The sequence below is a fragment of the Rugosimonospora acidiphila genome (assembly GCF_039543385.1).
In the GTDB taxonomy this organism is placed as follows: domain Bacteria; phylum Actinomycetota; class Actinomycetes; order Mycobacteriales; family Micromonosporaceae; genus Rugosimonospora; species Rugosimonospora acidiphila.
This window is the reverse complement of the sequence record NZ_BAABJQ010000034.1, coordinates 1-15913: the sequence shown is the minus strand read 5'-3', so window position 1 is coordinate 15913 and position 15913 is coordinate 1. Positions and strand designations below refer to the sequence as shown.

The following is a 15913-nucleotide window of genomic DNA, read 5'->3' as shown; positions in this document are numbered from 1 at the left end:
CCAGGGAGCGCAATGGAAAACTGGAGGTCCTTCCGTCCCCGCACCGCCAGTTGTCTCGTCGCGGTCGCCGCCGCGCTCGCCACGACCCTGGTCGTCGCCGCGCCGGCCGGTGCCGCCGCCCCGACCGGTCGCTACGTGGCACTCGGCGACTCGTACACGTCGGGGCCGCTCATCCCCAGCCAGGTGGATCTCAACTGTACCCGGTCCAACCACAACTACCCGTCGCTGGTGACCGCGTCGATCCACTCCTCGTCGTTCACCGACGTCAGCTGCGGCGGCGCCACGACCGCAGACATCCTCAACCCGGGCACCGGTGAGCTCGGCCAGAGCGTGCCGGCCCAGATCAGCGCCGTGACCGCCGACGCCACGCTGGTCAGCGTGGGCATCGGCGGCAACGACATCGGATTCACCGGAATCATCACCACCTGCGCCGAGGACAGCCTGTCCAACCCGCTGGGCAGCCCGTGCAAGAACGAGTACACGGCCGGCGGGACCGACCAACTGGCCGCCCGGATCGCGGCGACCGCGCCCAAGGTGGCCGCGGTACTGGGCGCGATCCACGCCGCCGCGCCGGACGCCAGGGTGCTGGTCGTCGGGTACACGGCGATCCTGCCCGACAGCGGGCTCGGCTGCTGGCCCGTCGTCCCGATCGCGTACGGCGACGTGAGCTACCTGCGCGGCGTCGAGAAGGGGTTGAATTCCATGCTGGCGAGCACCGCCGCCGCCAACAACGCGACCTATGTCGACGTGTACACGCCGTCCATCGGCCACGACGCCTGCAGGGGCGGCGGCACCCGGTGGACCGAGGGGCTGATCCCGGGCACGTCGGCCGCGCCGTTCCACCCGAACGCGGTCGGCGAACAGGGCATGTCAGGGGCGGTCCTGTCGGCCCTACGCGGGTAGCGCCGCACAGTCGGCCTCGGTCGCGTAGCGAAGCCGTCGGCACGACGCGCGAGGCCAGGCGAGGCACGGTCTGAACCGTGCCGGCCGGGGTCCGGTCTCCTCCACCGGGCCCCGGCTTCCCCGCTAAGGCGTGATCAGGTCCTCGCTGGCGGGGGACGGGGAGGCGGACGCGGACGGCGTGGGCGACGGGCTCGGTGAGGCGGTCGTCCTGGACGGGGTCGGTGAGGCGGGTGGACGGCTCGGCGGCGGCGGGGTCGGCGATCCGGTCGACCGCGTCGGCGACGGCGTGGGGCTGGGTGCCACGGTCGCGGCGGTGTGCCGCGGGGCCGGCGGACTGGGTGACCGGTGCGGCGCGACGGTGGTGGCCGCCGGTGACGGTGGCGGCTGGATCGACGCCCGCGGCGCGGGGGGCGACGGCCGGACCAGCAGGTACAGGGCGAGGGTCAGCACGAAGAACACCAGGAGGATCAACGTCGATCGGCGCATGCGGAATCCGGGCATCACGAGGTGCCCGTCGCCGGTACGGTGTCCACGTCGGCCGGCACGTTGATCCCCTCGTGCCGCAGCGCGCTGGTGATCCGGGCGCGCAGCGCCAGCCCGACGTCGAACTGCTTGCCGGGCAGGGTGCGGGCGACCACGCGCACCTTCAACTGGTCGATGTCCAGGCTCTCCACCCCCATCACGGCTGGCGGATCCAGGAGCAGGTTGTGCCGCTCATCCTCGCGGTACATCTCGTTGCCCACCCGCACCAGCAGCGCGTTGACCGAGGTCACGTCCGCCGAGGCGGGGATCGGTACGTCGACGACCGCCCGCGCCCAGTCCCGGGACAGGTTGAACACCTGGATGATCTGGCCGTTCGGCGTCGTGACCACCTCACCGTTGGCGGTGCGTATCCGGGTCATCCGCAGCGTGACCTCTTCCACCGTGCCGGTGAGCGGGGCGATCGTACCGGGGACGTTGAGCCGGATCAGGTCACCGAAGCCGTACTGCCGCTCGGTCACCACGAAGAACCCGGCGAGGATGTCCTGCACGATGCGCTGGGCGCCGAAGCCGAGTGCCACGCCCACCACCGTCGCCGGCGCCACGATGCCCGACAGCGGGATTCCCAGCCGCTGCATCACCAGTACCGAGGTCACCGAATACACCAGGACCAGGAAGGCCCAGGTGACCACCTGGGCCACCGCGTGCCGGTGCTTGGCCTCCTCGGACTTGACCACGCTGTCCGTGCCGGAACCCGAGCCGGAGCCGGTGGCCTGCGCGTCGATGCGGCCGGTGACGCGCTTGCCGATCCAGGTCACGAACCGGGTCATCAGCACGGCGCCGGTGACGAACAGTACGATCTCCAGCCCGCTGCTGCGAGCCCACAGGCCATAGTCGGTCAGTGGGGCCAGGCTTTGGTACATGGCTTCGTTGCCTCGCTCGGTCCGACACGGTCAGTTCATCCGGGGCCAAAGGTCTGACGATGGTGACACGCGGATGGCCCGGCGGCGAGCGCGCCGCCACGTTCTGTCATTCATGACACATGACGGAATTGCGCGCGGTCGGATCGGGTACTGGTTCCTGCCCAGGTGGAATGCTTCGTCCCATTCTCCGCCGGAACCAGGTGGACGGCGTGTGGTAGACGGTCCGGCCCGCACCGGCCCCGGGCGCCGGTGGTGGAGTCGGGCCCCGGCGCCGCGACCCGGTGGGGTGTCCGTCCAGTGTGGACCCGGGCGGAGCGTGCGGCGGACCGTGCGGCCCGGCGAGGGTTACGCGTCGCCGTCCGACTCGGCGCGGTGCTCCCGCCTGCGCCGCCGGATGCTCCACGCGATCAGCGCGGCGACCACGACCGCGGCGACCACCAGTGCGGCCACCCGACCGAAGGTCTTCTCGACCGCCGCGTAGGAGTTGCCCGCCAGGAAGCCGAGCAGCACCGCGGCGGTACCCCAGACCAGGCCCCCGGCGGCGTTGTAGGCCAGGAACCGCCGGTACCGCATCCGGGTGGTACCGGCGAGGAAGGGCATCACCGCGCGGAAGAAGGCCACGAACCGGCCGAGGAAGACGGCCGGGCCGCCCCGGCGGGCCAGCGTGCGACGCGCCGACTCGATGCCGCCCGCGCGGTGGCGCAGCACCCGCAGGGACAGCAGCCGGTGGCCGTAGCGGGCACCGATCTCATACCCCACGGTGTCCCCGACGATGGCCGCGACCACCACGATGGCGCACATGAGCACGACGCTGGTATTGCCCCGGCTGGCGGCCACCCCGCCGAGGATGGCGGCGGTCTCACCGGGGATCACGAACCCGACGAACAAGGCGTCTTCCACGAAGACCAGCGCCCCGACGATCAGGTAGATGACGGTGCCGTGCAGGTCCAGCAGCCGGTCCAGGAAGGAGGTCATCGGCCCGTCCGGACGCCGCCGGCCGCCCCGCGGTCGGTCGGTCGCCGGCCGCACTTCTCCACGAGAGCGACTCTACCGCCTGTCCCACGACCTCCGACGGGAATGTGAGACAGCGCCCTTTCCCACCGGCGGCGGGGTGCCCGCCCGACCCCTCCGGCGGGCCCCGGACCGGCAGGGATCAGCTGACCGCGCCGGCCTGGGTCACCAGGCTCACGTACCAGGCGGCCGACGGATTGTTCGTGGCCGGGTAGTTGGCCAGCGGGCTGGTCGCGTCGCCGGCGCTGTCGAAGTCCCAGCCGCGCACGATCTGGCCGGCCTGGCGGGCCGAGGTGATGAACCCGGTGTCGGTCGCGGTGGCGGCGTAGAACAGCGCGCCCTCCTGCAGGAACGCCGGGTCGCCGTCCTGGTACTCGTCGAACGCGGTCTGCTGGTACCGGATCCGGTCGCCCGCCACCCGGTCGGTCGAGTACAGCAGGGTCTGCGCGGGCGCGGCGCCGTCGGCGCCGGTGCGCACCGCCACCCGCATGCCGCCGGCCGTCCCGACCGTCTTGCCGTACAGCGGATCGGAGGTCTTCCCGTGCGTGGCGGCGTTCCAGGAGACCGTGGCCGCGGAGGCGTTCAGCGTGCCGTCCCAGGCCCAGTTCTGGGCGTTGCTCTGGCTGCGATGGATCTCGTGCACCGCCGTGCCGCTACCGCTGACGAAGCTGACCGTCGGGGTCACCCCGCTGTCGTACTGCCGGCTCGGCGACCAGGTGATCTCGCCGTCGGCGCCCAACTGACCCACGTGGTACCAGAGGGTGTCGGCGCTGGCCGACTTGTGCACCTCCACCAGCTGGCCGCTGTCGTTGAGCGCGACGGCCGGGGTGGTTCCGGTGTCGTACTGGCCGTGCCGCAGCCAGGTGACCCGGCCGTCGGCGCCGTACGTGCCGGTCCAGTACCAGAGCGCCCCGGAGCCGGAGTCGTGTACCTCGACCACCTGGCCGTGCGAGTTGATCGCCACCGCCGGGTCGTACCCGATGTCCCGCCGGTACGAGGTGCGGTCGCCCGCGTCGCCGGAGAGCAGGGTCAGCACCCGGCCGCGCAGCGAGCCGATGGTGCCCAGCGCGCCCGGCACGTCCCTGGCCATCAGCAGCCGCGACCCGAACGCGTCGGTCAGCTCCTGGTTCAGGGCCGCCAGGTTGCCGGCCGCGAACGAGGTGTTGTCCGTCAGGTCGTCCTTGAGGTCGAGCATCACCAGCAGCGGAGCGGCGTCCGGGTGCGCCGCCGACCAGGTGGCCACGGTCCGCAGCCAGTCGCGCAGCAGGTTGGAGGCCGGATTGCCGGCGTGGTCGACCAGGTCGCCTGGCGAGTCGTGGCCGATCGAGTAGTCGTGGTTGGTGGCGTACCCGTTGTCCTGGACGTCGAACTCCAGGAAGCGCACGCCGCTGTCGAGCTGGCTTTCGATGGAGCCCTTGGTGCCGTCCAGGTTTCCGGAGTAGCTGTTGTGCGTGGCCCGGAAAACGGCCGAGGCGAACGGCAGGTTGTCGCCGGGAAGCGCCGCCCGCGCCGCCGCGGAATCGGCCGCGCCGGCACGAGCCGTCGTGGCGGGTGCGGTCGTGGCGTGAGCCGTCGCGGCCTGGGCGGTGCCCGGGCCGGCGGCCAGCACGGCCGCGGTGGCCAGCAGCGCGACCGCCGCCGCCCTGAGCCGCCTGCGGCGCACCGGACGCAACGCTTCCATGACATCTCCAACCGGGGTGCGGGGTCGGGGCGAGGTTGGCTCTATCTATGTCATCGCGGCCGGTGGCGGGTCAACCCCGGCGCGGTGAACCTTGCGGGTCGCGGCGGTGGCGCCCGACAGCGGCGTCCGGCGGTGGCGGTCGGCGGGGAGCGGTGCGGGGTAATACGCTGTTGGCCATGGGGGATCCGTTCCAGGTACGCATCGGGGTTCGCGGGTACGAGCTGGACACCCAGGGCCACCTGAACCAGGCGGTCTACCTGCAGTATGCCGAGCACGCGCGGTGGGAGTGCCTGCGCGCGGCGGGCATCTCGCAGCAGCGGCTGATCGCCGGCGGGGTCGGGCCGGTGGCGCTCGAGGTGACCCTGCGGTATTTGCGCGAACTGCGCGGAGGCGACGAGGTCGACGTCTCCTGCGCGTTCGAGTGGGGCGAGGGTAAGACCTTCCGGATAGCGCAGGAGTTCCGGCGCGTCGACGGCTCCCCGGTCGCCTCGCTCTCCGGCGTCGGTGGCCTGCTCGACCTCGGCGAGCGTCGGCTGGTCGCCGACCCGGGTGAGCGGTTCCGGGCGATGGCCGACCATCCGGAGTTGATGAACCTCTGACCGGCCGGGCCACGCGTCAGCGCACGGTGGCGGGCGCCGGCCGGGCCATCCGGGGGATCAGGGCGGGCGGGCGACGGGCCGCGATGTCCTCGATCCAGCCGAGCAGCACGATCGGTACGGCGGTGAGCAGGCACGCGCCGATCAGGCGCAGCGGCACCTCGGTCGCGGTCGAGCCGTGCGGCATCACGGTGACTATCAGATGGCTGGCGAGCACGGCGGCCGGCAGGTGCCACAGGTAGATGGTCACGGCCCGGGCGTTGATCAGGCGTACCGCCCGTGCCAGCGGCGGGAGGCGATCGAGCCAGCGCAGGCGCGGACGCGCGCGTAGCGCCACCGCCACGAACGCCACCGACCACAGCGTGTTGCCGACTGGCGTGTGGTTGAGGTCGAAGGCGCGGTCCGTCAGCGCGGCGCGCAGCAGCCACACCGCGCCGACGGCCGTGAGCGCGGCCACGCCCCACGCGTACGCCCTGGCCGGTATGCGCCGCAGGAACCCGTCGTGGTGAGCGAAGCCGAGCAGCCAGCAGGCGGCGTAGGTGGCGACGAAGTACCCGACGTGTACCGAGCCGGTGACGAACACGACCGGCAGCGCGGTCGCGACCGCGAGGCTGTACCAGGGCCACCGGCGGAAGGCGGCCAGCACCAGGGGGGACAGCGCCATGAGCCACAGGTACGTGACGATGTACCAGAGGCCGATGCTGAAGGCCCAGGACCATGGCGGACCGCCCACCGGCGGTACCCGCGCCGGAACCAGCCACCACACCAGCGCGCCCCAGCCCAGGCCGCCCGGCGGCCGGGTTCGCCAGCCGGTGGACAGCAGCACGGCGATGGTCACCGCGCCGAACGCCCACAGCGGCAGCAGCAGCCGGCGCAGCCGGTGGCGGACGGCGACGGGGCCGGCCCGGTCCACCGACGCGGCCATCAGCGAGCCGGCCAGACCGAACATCAGCCCCATGGCCGGGAACAGCACCTCCAGCCAGATCCAGCCGGTGACGTGATACATGACGACCCGGGACAGCGCGACCGCCCGCCACAGGTCCAGGTACGCGTCGCGGCCCGGCGTCGAGGTGCCCGCGTCGACCGGCGGTCGGGTCGACCGGACCGCGGCCCGGCCGCCGGCGCGTTCAGGACGGGCCGTGTGTTCGGGACGGCCGGTGCGCTCGGGACGGCCGGTGCGGGCGCCGCGCGCCGGGGCGGTGGGTGGGTGAAGGCCGCCCGCGGGTTCGGCGGGTGAGTGCGTGCCGGCCGCCGAATCGGCGGGCGCCCCGACCGCGGGTACCGGATGCTGCCTGTCGTTCATCGAGAGGCGCGTCTTCTCTCCGGCCGGCCGGACGGCTCATCGGGAGGCTGGCATGGACCGGGCGTCGAGGCGGTGCCTGCCGACGTGGGCCGGCGTCGGCACCGGCCGCTCCGGCCGCGGCACGGGCGCGCCCGCCGGGACCACCGTGCCGGGCTCCTCCGCGTTGCGGCGAGTCTTCGACCAGCTGTTGCGGCGCAGCACGAGACGGATCACCGCCCGCCACGAGGTGATGTAGAAGATGTAGATGTACAACGCGAACGCCAGGCCGAGACCGGCCGCGCCGCGGCGGCTGGTGTTGGGCTCGCACACCATCCGGTAGACCGGCCCCCACATGACGAACGGCAGCAGCCCGAACGTGCCGTAGATGGCGAACAGGATCCAGCCCGGGCCGTCGAAGAACCAGTCGGACACGACCGCCGGCTGCCGGAACGTCTCGGCTCCGAGCAGTATCCAGGGCAGCGGGTACACCAGGCTGCCCAGCAGCTGCAGCCACGGCTGCACCAGGTAGTAGAGCACCTCGGCTGCGCCCAGCGTCGAGATGTACGGCGACCGCCAGATCCGGGGCAGGTACCGGATGCACTGCATGGTGCCCTGCCCCCATCGGGTGCGCTGGGTGAGCAGCCGGCGCAGGTTCGGCAGCCCCTCCTGGAAGACGTACGCCTCCCGGGTGTATTCGACCCGGTAACCGGCCATCAACAGGTGCAGACCGATCTCGAAGTCCTCCAGCAGGGAGCCGCGCCACGGCGCGCCACTGTCGCCGGCGACCTTGCGCAGCGCGGAGAGCCGGGTGAACTGGCCGTTGCCGCCCAGCCCCACGGTGCCGGTCGTGCGCCGCCCGATCTGCATCGCCGAGATCGGCGCGCGGAACTCCAGATCCTGCAGCCGGACCAGGGTGCGCCCGAAGGCGTTGGCCCAGCGGCCGCGCCCGGGGAAGGGCTCGTCCTCGTAGCGGTTGGACATCCACACGCCGATCTGCACGCCGCCCATCTGCGGGTCGCCGAACAGGTGGTCGGCGGCGCACGTGGCCAGGCAGCCCGGTGCCGGCCGGCCGTCGGCGTCGACGACCACGACGATGGTCCGGGTCGCGTCGACTCCGTCGCCGAGCCTGCCGGTCAGCGCCCGGTACCCGGCGTTGAGCGCCTCCCCCTTGCCGACCCGGGCGTTCGGCTCGCTGCGGCGGACCAGGTGCACGGCCGGATCGTTGCGGGCGACCCGCGCGACGATGGCGGCGGTTCCGTCCCGCGACGCGTCGTCGATCACCCAGATGTTCGTGCTCGGGAAGGTGGCGCGCAGGTACGCGATGGTGTCCGCGATGACGTACTCCTCATCGCAGCAGGGGATCAGGAAGTGCCAGTCGAAGTCCGCCGGGTCGCCCCCCGGCCGCGGGCGCTCACGCAGGTAGGGCACCAGGATGAAGCCCACGTAGGTGAGGAAGCCGATGCTCATGGTCAGCGCCAGGCCCTGCGTCACGCCCAGCAGTACCTCGGTGTTCACCGCGCACCGTCCGTCCACTCGGGACCGGGCGTCGTGGGCGCCTTCTGGCCGTGGACCATCGTCCAGTACACGAAGGTCAGCAGGCTCGCGCCGCCACCGACCACGGAGACCATCGAGCCCAGAATGGTGTGGCCCCAGTAGTAGCCGGTCTTGAAGCCGACGCCGTCGATGAGCGCGGCCAGCCCCACGATGCGCAGCTGGTTGGTGGCGAACAGCAGAACCACGGTGACCGCGAGCCCGATGAGTACCCGCTTGTACTGGCGCGGCCGCAGCCACAGCAGCGCCGCTCCGGTCAGCACCATCGGTGCTATCAGGAAGGCCGAGGTGCACTGCGGGGTGATCTGCAGCCCGATCGACTTCGGGTTGCCCGCGTGCAGCACCACCACCGCCTGGTCCCGCAGCCCGAGCGTGTGCTGGTGCAGCGTGGCCGCGACGAGCCTGCCGGCCAGGTCGGCCTCGATGCCGCTGACGTACCGGTAGCCGAACATCATCCCGGCCGCCGCGGCGACCAGCAGGGCGACCAGAACGGCGGTCCGGCCGCGCGGCAGACGCCCCTCGCGCCGGTGCACACCGGGGCGCATGGGCATCCGCCAGGCGGCCGACGCGGCAGGGGATCCCGGCTGGTGAAGCCATTCCTGATCATGCTCGGACATGTGGTGAGCCTCGTTTACGACTATTGCCTCAAAACGGTCATCTCATACTAAGCTCGGGCGAGACGGAAAGTTGCGCCAATATGGCTAAAAAACGGATGTGAGCCGCCGTTGGCGTGAGACCGCCCAAAACTGGCGTGACCGGGCCTGCCGGGTCCGGGCGCCAGCCGAATTCTGCGAGGGGAGCACATGAAAACTCGTACGTTCCGAGGGCGCGCGCTGCTGACCGGCGTCGCGTCGCTACTCATGCTGGTCGTCGTGGCCGATCCGGCCGCGGCGGCCCCGGGACCGGCATCGTCCTACGGCGCGCTGGTGAACGTCACTGTCGCCGGGATAGGGGTCAACGTCGGTCCCACGCCGGTGTCCACCGTCGGCAGCTCGCCGAACAACATAGCGAGCCTCAACATCCCGGGCGTGCTGTCCACCGGAGTGATCACCACCTCGGCCACCATGGACAACACCACCGGCGACCTGGCCAGCGAGGCCTCGATCGCCGGCCTCAACCTGGGCCTGGCCACGACGCTGACCGCCGACGCGATCACGGCCGACTGCACGGCCACCAGCTCGGGCATCACCGGCACCACGACGCTGGTCAACGCCTTCCTGGCAGGCTCGCAACTGGCGGTCAACCCGTCAGCCAACACCGTCATCAACGTCACTCCGCTGATCACTGTCACGCTCAACGAGCAGGTGAACAACCCGGACGGCAGCCTCACGGTCAACGCGATTCACATCCATCTCACGCTGCCGCTGTCCAGCGGCGACATCTACCTCTCGTCGGCCTCCTGCGGGCCGTGGGAGGCACCGGTGCCGATGGCCTCCGGTCCTGGCCTCAAGCTCGGCCTGGGCATGGTCGGCCTGTACGGCGTCGGCCTGATCGGGCTCTGGCGTCGCCGGGCTCACCTGACGGTCTGAGAGGAGCGTCGTGTACCACCACCACTGCCCTAAGGGAGCCGGCGTGGCGGCGGCCGGATGCGGCATGCTCCCGGTCACCGGTGCGCGAACGACGCTGTGGATCGCCGCCGCGATCGCACTGATCGTCCTCGGTCTCCTGCTGACCCGCCTCACCTCGGTGCGGGCGAGCCGGCGATAGGCACGACCGAAGGACCGTACGACCAAAGAACCGTACGACCGTGTGCCGGGCCGCGTGGCGGCCCGGCACACGGATGAGACACGAGGGACAGCACCACGATGACTGCCACGGCCACGACCGGTACCGCGACGACCCTTCCGCCGTCAGCCCTTCCGCCGTCAGCCCTTCCGGCGTCAACGCTGACGGCGACGACTGCCACCGCGATGGCGTCCGGGTCCGCGCCTGCGGTGTGGATAGTGCTCGGCACCCGGCCCGAGGCGATCAAACTGGCGCCACTGGTGGTACGGATGCGCCAGGAGGGCAGGCTGCGCCCGGTCGTGGTGAGCACGGGGCAGCACGTCACGCCGGTGCGCCAGGCCCTGGCCGCCTTCGGGCTCGCGGCCGACGTCGAGATCGCGCTCGACCGGTCCGAGGGGAGCCAGGCCGAGTTGGCCGCCCGACTGATCCCACGGCTGGACGGTGAGCTGGTCGGCGCGCCGCCGGCCGCCGTCGTGGTGCAGGGGGACACCGCCACCGCACTGATCGGCGCGCTCGTCGCGTTCTGGCGCCGGACCACGCTCGTCCATCTGGAGGCCGGGCTGCGCTCCGGCGACCTGACCCGGCCCTTCCCCGAGGAGGCAAACCGCAGGCTCGTCGCCCAGGTCGCCCAACTACACCTCGCGCCGACCCCGTTGGCCGCGGCAAACCTCGCCGCCGAGGGCATCACCGGCCCGCGAGTGCTGGTCACCGGCAACACCATCGTCGACGCGGTCCACCTGATCGTGCGCCGTTCGCCAGCCGGTGCCGATCCGGCGCCGCTGGCCGGCCGGCGCCGGCTGATCCTGGTCACCACGCACCGGCGCGAGTCGTGGGGTGAGCCGATGCGCCGGATCGTGACCGCGGTACGGACGCTGGCGCGCACCCACGCCGACGTCGAGGTGGTGTTTCCGGTGCACCCCAACGGGGCGCTGCACCACGACATCCACGCCGCGCTGGACGGCCAGGAGCGCGTCCGGGTCACCGATCCGCTGGACTACCCCGAGCTCCTGCGCCTGCTGGAGCGCGCCGAACTCGTGCTCTCGGACTCCGGTGGCATCCTCGAGGAGGCGGTCACCCTGGACACCCCGGCCCTGGTGCTGCGCGACGTGACCGAGCGGGCGGAGGCGATCGACGCCGGGTACGCGCAGCTGACCGGTACGGACACCGACCGCATCGTGCGCGCCGCCGACCTGTTGCTCGCCCGGGGCGGCTCGCCGGCCGCGACCGGGTGCCGGACCAACCCGTTCGGGGACGGGCGGGCCGCGGCCCGCGCGGAGCAGGCCATTGCCTGGATTCTGGGCCGCGCAGAGCGGCCCGCGCCGCTCTCGAGCTCCACGCCGGCCGCCGGATCGGCGGTGCCGGGTGGCGTGCCGGCGGCGACGAATGCCGTGCCGGCGGTGCCCGGTGGCGGGGCGGCGGTGCCGGATAGCGGGGCGGTCGGACCGCGCGGCGAGGCTGTGCCGGCGGCGCCGCTCGGCGGGGCCCGGGTGGCGGGAAGTTCCCGGCGGGCCGCCGCGCTCGCGGGTCAGCGGGTGGCCGTGGCGCGCGACGCCTGAGCCGGTACGGGCGGTCGGGGCGGGGCGGGAAGCGGAGGCCCGCCCCTAGAATGCTGTTGTTTGGGATTAATATCCGAACTCGTCATTTAAAGGCTAATCTCAGCCTGTCTCGCCCTGATAGCTCCACTTAGGCGGTTATGCGTGCGAGACACGTCTATGCCGCTTTTAAGGCTACATGGGGCATTTTAGGCATGGCTCGGCGTCCGGGGTGGACGGCGAGGTCCCGTCGAGAGGAGGCCGTCCTTGAAGCTGTTCCTGACTCCGGGGGGTGCGGCCGAGATCCGCACGGCCTCGGCGCGTGTCGATGGCGGCGCGCCGCCGCTGGACGTTGCGCTGCCGGACGCGCCGCCGCTGGACGTTGTGCCGCTGGACGTTGTGCTGCCCGATTCCGCGCCCCTCGGGGCCGGCCAGCCGGACTCGGCGGCCGGCTCACCGCCGGACGCGACCCCGCCCGGTCTGGCGCGATGCGGTGCGCCCTCGATCGCGGCGCCCACAGTCGAGGTGCCCACAGTCGAGGCGCCCACAGTCGAGGCGCCCACAGTCGAGGCGCCCACAGTCGAGGCGCCCACAGTCGAGGCGCCCACAGTCGAGGTGCGCACCATTGACACGGCTACGGTCGAGGTGCCCACGGTCCCGGCGCGCACCGTTCCCACGCGCACCGTTCCCACGCGCACCGTTCCCACGCGCACCGTTCCCACGCGCACCGTCGATCCGCGCGCTGTCGAGTCGCGGACCGTTGGGCTACCGACCGTTGCGTTGCGTGCGGCCGTGCCGCCGGCCGGCGACCTCGGGATCACCCGCAGGCGGCCGGCCCCGCCGGTTCCGGCGGGCGCGCAGGCACCCCCTGCCCCGCACGGACCGCCGAGCCCGGTCTCGCCCGTCTCGCCGGCCGTGCAGGCACCGCCGGCCGTCGCGGCACCACCGGCCGTGCGGACTCCACCGTTCGCGCCGGCCCCGCCGTTCGAACAGACCGCGCCGTTCGCACCGGCGCCGGCGTTCGCGCCGGCCCAGACGTTCGTCCAGACCCCGCCGTTCGGACAGACCCTGCCGGCCGTAGGGGCGCCGCCGTTCGTGCCGTCGCCGCCGGCCGGTCAGGCACCGGTGATCCAGGCGCCGGTGATCCAGAGACCGGTGATCCAGGCGCCGGTGATCCAGGCGCCAGTGATCCAGCCGGCGGGTCAGGCGCCGCCGGTCGGTCAGGACCCGCGGGTTACCGCGAGGGCGCGGGCGGCCGTGCCCGGCAGGGTACGGGTCGTGGTCATCGAGCCGCCGGTCGCGGGCGGCCCCGCCGATCGGCTGGCCGACGAGTTCGAGACCGTCCGTCTGGCCGCGCCGATCGAGCCCGAGCGGCTGCGCCTGGTGCTCGCCCAGGTGCGTCCCCGGCTGCTGCTGCTCAAACACTCCCTGGACGAGGCCGATGACCGGCTGATAGCGGTTTGCCGAGCGTCCAATGTGGAGGTCATGGTGCTGGCCCGGCCGGTCTACGGGCTGGTCCGGCCGGTACGCATGCGCCGCTTCGGCGGGCTGCCGTGGCTGCGGCTGAGGTACGCGGGCCGGCGCCCCGGGGGGTTGCGCGTCAAGCGGTGCATCGACATCGCGCTGACCGTGCTGACCGCGCCGCTGTCGGTACCGCTGATGGTGCTGATCGCCGCGGCGGTCAGCGTGGGCGGGCCTCCGCTGTTCGTACAGAACCGGGTAGGGGCCGGCGGCCGGCCGTTCCGGCTGGTCAAGTTCCGCACCCTTCCCGTCGACGCCGAGCGGGACACCGGCCCGGTACTGATCGGCCGCGACGATCCGCGGGTGACCGGCGTCGGGCGCCTGCTACGCCGCTCCCGGATGGACGAACTGCCGCAGCTGTGGAATGTGCTGCGCGGCGACATGAGCCTGGTCGGCCCGAGGCCGGAGCGGCCCGAGTTCATCGCCGAGTTCCGCCGCGCGCTGCCGCACTACGACCTGCGCCACCTGACCCGGCCCGGTCTGACCGGCATCGCTCAGCTGACCGGCGGCTACGCCGCCACAGTCGAGGAGAAGCTGCGCTGCGACCTGCTGTACGTCAACTGCCGGTCGCTGCGCCTGGACCTCAGCCTGCTGGCGATGACCATGCTCGACGCGCTGCGCGGGTTTCCCCGTGGCTAGCCGGATCACGGCCGGTGGCCGTGTCGCCCAGAACACGGTGAGCATGCTGGCCGCCCGCGTCGTCATGGCCGCGGCGAGCCTGGCCTCGCTGCCCGTGGCGTACACGCGGCTCGGCGAACGGGCGTACGGCGTCTGGGTGCTGCTCGGCGGGCTGATGGCCATCATGGCGCTGGCCGACCTCGGGCTCGGCTCCGCCCTGGTACGCGAGGTGGCCCGCGCCGCATCCGGCGAGCGGCGCGGCCGGCTCGGCGCCATGCTCGGGCTGGGCCTGGTGTGGGGGGTGTGCGCCGGGGTGCTCGCCCTGGTCGGCATCGCGCTGGGCTGGTCGTGGCTGGTGAGCCTGATGCACCTCGGTGACCTGTCGACGCAGGCATGGCACGCGGCCCTGTGGCTGGCGCTCGGGCTGCTGTTCAACGGCGTCGAGGTGCCCTGGCGCGCGGTGCTGGAGGGGACCCAGCGCTACGGCGCCCTCGCCTGCGTCTCCGGCGGCACCGCGCTGGCCGGTGCGGCGCTGGCCGTGTTCGTGCTGCGCCGGGGCGGCGGGCTGGTTGAACTGTCGGCCTCCTCGGCGGCGGCCAGCGCGCTGCGCACCGGCCTGATCGCCGGGTTGGCCCGCCGGTACGAGCCCGCCATGGCACCCAGGGTGCGCGGCATCGAGGCCGACGACCTGCGCTCGATGCGCGGCTACGGGATGCGGGTCCAGATCAGCAGCGCCTCCGCCGCCGCCAACACCGAGATGGACAGGTTCTTCCTCGGCGGGCTGTTCGGGCCCGCGACCGCCGGCGGTTTCGACGTCGGGTGCCGGCTGCTCAATCTCCTGCGGCTGCCACCCGGACTGGTGCTCGTCGCACTGTTCCCGGCCGCGGTGGCCGGCGCCGCCACGGGCGGGCCCAGCTGGCTGGACCGGTTCCACCTGCTGGCCACCCGGTACCTCACAGTGTGCCTGGCACCCGCCGCGGCGGCGCTGATGGTGTGCGCCGATCCGCTCGTGCGGCTGTGGCTGGGGCACCAGGTGTCCTGGGGCGCGGCGAACCTGGCCGTGCTGGTGCCGGCGTACGCGGTGAACCTGGCGGCCGGCGCCGCCACGGTGGTCACCCGGGCCGAGGGACGCCCGGGGCGGGAAACCCGGTACGTGCTGCTGTCCGTGGCGATCAACTTCGCGCTGACGTACCCGCTGGCACGGCTGGTCGGTCCGCTCGGCGTACCGCTGGCCACCGCGATCGGCGTGGTCGCCAGCACCGGGTACTTCATGCTGCACTTCCACCGGACCAGCGGGCGGCCCATTCCGCCGCTGGTGCGCGTGGTGTGGCCGCCGGTGATGGTCGCCGCGATCGCCGGTACGGTCGGCGCCGTCGCCGCCCGGTTCCTGCCCGACGGGCCGGACCGGTGGGGCGCCGCGGCCGCCGTGCTGTGCCGGGGCGGGCTCATCCTGGCCGTCGCCGGCGCGCTGCTGGTGGCCTCGGGCTGTGTCGGCAGGGGAGACTGGCGCCGGCTGCGCGGCCTGGTGCGCCGCGTCGCCCCGGCCGCCGCGCAGCCCACTGTCGCATCGCCGGCCATCGCGCCGCCCACCATCGCGCCGCCCACCATCCCGCCGCCCGCTGTCGCGCCACCCATCGCACCGCCCGGCCTCCCGCCCGCCGCCGAGATGGCCGGGGGTGGGCGGTGACGACGACCCGCGCGGACCTGACGAACTGCCTCGTGTGCGGCCCGAGGACGCGGCAGACCACCGTGCTCGACGGTGGGGTGCGCCGCTGTGCGTCCTGCGGGTTCGCCTGGACGCAGCGGACCTTCCCCGCCCCGGCCGAGCTGTACGACGACGGGTACTACCACGGCGGCGGTTACGAGGACTACTTCCTGCCCGGGCCGCGGCGCTTCGAGGCGGGGCGGCGCGTGCGCTGGCTGCTGCCGCAGGTGCGGCCCTCCGGCGCGCGACTGTCCCTGCTGGAGGCGGGTTCGGCGGGTGGGTTCTTTGTGGAGGCTGCGCGTCGGGCGGGTGTCGACGCGTCGGGGGTTGAGGTGTCGGAGGTGGCGTCGCGGTTCGCGCGTGAGCGGTTGGGTGTGCCGGTGGT

General features: G+C 72.9%; 15 protein-coding genes. 8 read left to right on the top strand and 7 right to left on the bottom strand.

Annotated elements, in window-relative coordinates; translation table 11 throughout:
* The first annotated feature begins 12 nt into the window (after positions 1–12).
* Positions 13–903 (top strand): SGNH/GDSL hydrolase family protein, encoded by an 891-nt coding sequence (locus ABEA87_RS36105; protein ID WP_345637508.1) that lies wholly within the window; start codon positions 13–15, stop codon positions 901–903.
* Between the two features lie 123 nt (positions 904–1026).
* On the opposite strand, the gene ABEA87_RS36100 is transcribed toward ABEA87_RS36105, so the two are convergent.
* The 4 genes from ABEA87_RS36100 to ABEA87_RS36085 all read right to left on the bottom strand — a co-directional run bounded on the left by ABEA87_RS36100 (position 1027) and on the right by ABEA87_RS36085 (position 4998).
* Positions 1027–1389 (bottom strand): hypothetical protein, encoded by a 363-nt coding sequence (locus ABEA87_RS36100; RefSeq protein ID WP_345637507.1) that lies wholly within the window; start codon positions 1387–1389, stop codon positions 1027–1029.
* Between the two features lie 14 nt (positions 1390–1403).
* Positions 1404–2306 carry a mechanosensitive ion channel family protein gene (locus ABEA87_RS36095; protein ID WP_345637505.1) on the bottom strand — a complete coding sequence of 301 codons (903 nt, stop codon included), beginning with the start codon at positions 2304–2306 and terminating at the stop codon, positions 1404–1406.
* A 345-nt stretch (positions 2307–2651) separates the two neighbouring features.
* Positions 2652–3281 carry a DedA family protein gene (locus ABEA87_RS36090; protein WP_345637503.1) on the bottom strand — a complete coding sequence of 210 codons (630 nt, stop codon included), beginning with the start codon at positions 3279–3281 and terminating at the stop codon, positions 2652–2654.
* A 178-nt stretch (positions 3282–3459) separates the two neighbouring features.
* Positions 3460–4998 carry a PI-PLC domain-containing protein gene (locus ABEA87_RS36085; protein WP_345637501.1) on the bottom strand — a complete coding sequence of 513 codons (1539 nt, stop codon included), beginning with the start codon at positions 4996–4998 and terminating at the stop codon, positions 3460–3462.
* Between the two features lie 176 nt (positions 4999–5174).
* Here ABEA87_RS36085 and ABEA87_RS36080 point away from each other — a divergent pair, with 176 nt between their 5' ends.
* Positions 5175–5597, top strand: a complete 423-nt coding sequence (locus ABEA87_RS36080) for an acyl-CoA thioesterase (RefSeq protein ID WP_345637499.1) — start codon at positions 5175–5177, stop codon at positions 5595–5597.
* 16 nt (positions 5598–5613) lie between these two features.
* Here the strand turns inward: ABEA87_RS36080 and ABEA87_RS36075 are convergent, their stop codons facing one another.
* The 3 genes from ABEA87_RS36075 to ABEA87_RS36065 are packed head-to-tail and all read right to left on the bottom strand — an operon-like array spanning position 5614 to position 9044.
* On the bottom strand, positions 5614–6897 hold the full coding sequence (locus tag ABEA87_RS36075; RefSeq protein ID WP_345637497.1) for an acyltransferase family protein: 1284 nt from the start codon (positions 6895–6897) through the stop codon (positions 5614–5616).
* 36 nt (positions 6898–6933) lie between these two features.
* Positions 6934–8391 carry a glycosyltransferase family 2 protein gene (locus ABEA87_RS36070; RefSeq protein ID WP_345637495.1) on the bottom strand — a complete coding sequence of 486 codons (1458 nt, stop codon included), beginning with the start codon at positions 8389–8391 and terminating at the stop codon, positions 6934–6936.
* On the bottom strand, positions 8388–9044 hold the full coding sequence (locus ABEA87_RS36065) for a hypothetical protein (protein WP_345637493.1): 657 nt from the start codon (positions 9042–9044) through the stop codon (positions 8388–8390). Before ABEA87_RS36065 ends, ABEA87_RS36070 begins: the two co-directional genes overlap by 4 nt.
* A gap of 186 nt (positions 9045–9230) precedes the next feature.
* On the opposite strand from ABEA87_RS36065, the gene ABEA87_RS36060 reads away from it, so the two are divergent.
* From ABEA87_RS36060 to ABEA87_RS36035, 6 genes are all read left to right on the top strand, one after another.
* Positions 9231–9956 carry a choice-of-anchor P family protein gene (locus ABEA87_RS36060; protein WP_345637491.1) on the top strand — a complete coding sequence of 242 codons (726 nt, stop codon included), beginning with the start codon at positions 9231–9233 and terminating at the stop codon, positions 9954–9956.
* 43 nt (positions 9957–9999) lie between these two features.
* Complete coding sequence (locus ABEA87_RS36055; protein ID WP_345637489.1) at positions 10000–10134, top strand: hypothetical protein; 135 nt, start codon at positions 10000–10002, stop codon at positions 10132–10134.
* A 203-nt stretch (positions 10135–10337) separates the two neighbouring features.
* Positions 10338–11708, top strand: coding sequence for a non-hydrolyzing UDP-N-acetylglucosamine 2-epimerase (gene wecB, locus ABEA87_RS36050; protein WP_345637487.1), 1371 nt, complete (start codon positions 10338–10340; stop codon positions 11706–11708).
* Between the two features lie 243 nt (positions 11709–11951).
* A complete protein-coding gene (locus ABEA87_RS36045) occupies positions 11952–13844 on the top strand; it encodes a sugar transferase (RefSeq protein ID WP_345637485.1) in 1893 nt (630 codons plus the stop codon).
* Positions 13837–15510 (top strand): lipopolysaccharide biosynthesis protein, encoded by a 1674-nt coding sequence (locus ABEA87_RS36040; protein ID WP_345637483.1) that lies wholly within the window; start codon positions 13837–13839, stop codon positions 15508–15510. The genes ABEA87_RS36045 and ABEA87_RS36040 overlap by 8 nt, the downstream gene beginning before the upstream one ends.
* The coding region (locus ABEA87_RS36035) for a methyltransferase domain-containing protein (protein WP_345637482.1) at positions 15507–15913 on the top strand (407 nt) is incomplete at its 3' end. The genes ABEA87_RS36040 and ABEA87_RS36035, both read left to right, overlap by 4 nt.

Bases quoted from the DNA above. Each gene is read 5' to 3' on its own strand.
- ABEA87_RS36105 (WP_345637508.1), top strand. From the start codon at position 13: ATGGAAAACTGGAGGTCCTTCCGTCCCCGCACCGCCAGTTGTCTCGTC.
- ABEA87_RS36100 (WP_345637507.1), bottom strand. From the start codon at position 1,389: ATGCGCCGATCGACGTTGATCCTCCTGGTGTTCTTCGTGCTGACCCTC.
- ABEA87_RS36095 (WP_345637505.1), bottom strand. From the start codon at position 2,306: ATGTACCAAAGCCTGGCCCCACTGACCGACTATGGCCTGTGGGCTCGC.
- ABEA87_RS36090 (WP_345637503.1), bottom strand. From the start codon at position 3,281: ATGACCTCCTTCCTGGACCGGCTGCTGGACCTGCACGGCACCGTCATC.
- ABEA87_RS36085 (WP_345637501.1), bottom strand. From the start codon at position 4,998: ATGGAAGCGTTGCGTCCGGTGCGCCGCAGGCGGCTCAGGGCGGCGGCG.
- ABEA87_RS36080 (WP_345637499.1), top strand. From the start codon at position 5,175: ATGGGGGATCCGTTCCAGGTACGCATCGGGGTTCGCGGGTACGAGCTG.
- ABEA87_RS36075 (WP_345637497.1), bottom strand. From the start codon at position 6,897: ATGAACGACAGGCAGCATCCGGTACCCGCGGTCGGGGCGCCCGCCGAT.
- ABEA87_RS36065 (WP_345637493.1), bottom strand. From the start codon at position 9,044: ATGTCCGAGCATGATCAGGAATGGCTTCACCAGCCGGGATCCCCTGCC.
- ABEA87_RS36060 (WP_345637491.1), top strand. From the start codon at position 9,231: ATGAAAACTCGTACGTTCCGAGGGCGCGCGCTGCTGACCGGCGTCGCG.
- wecB (WP_345637487.1), top strand. From the start codon at position 10,338: ATGGCGTCCGGGTCCGCGCCTGCGGTGTGGATAGTGCTCGGCACCCGG.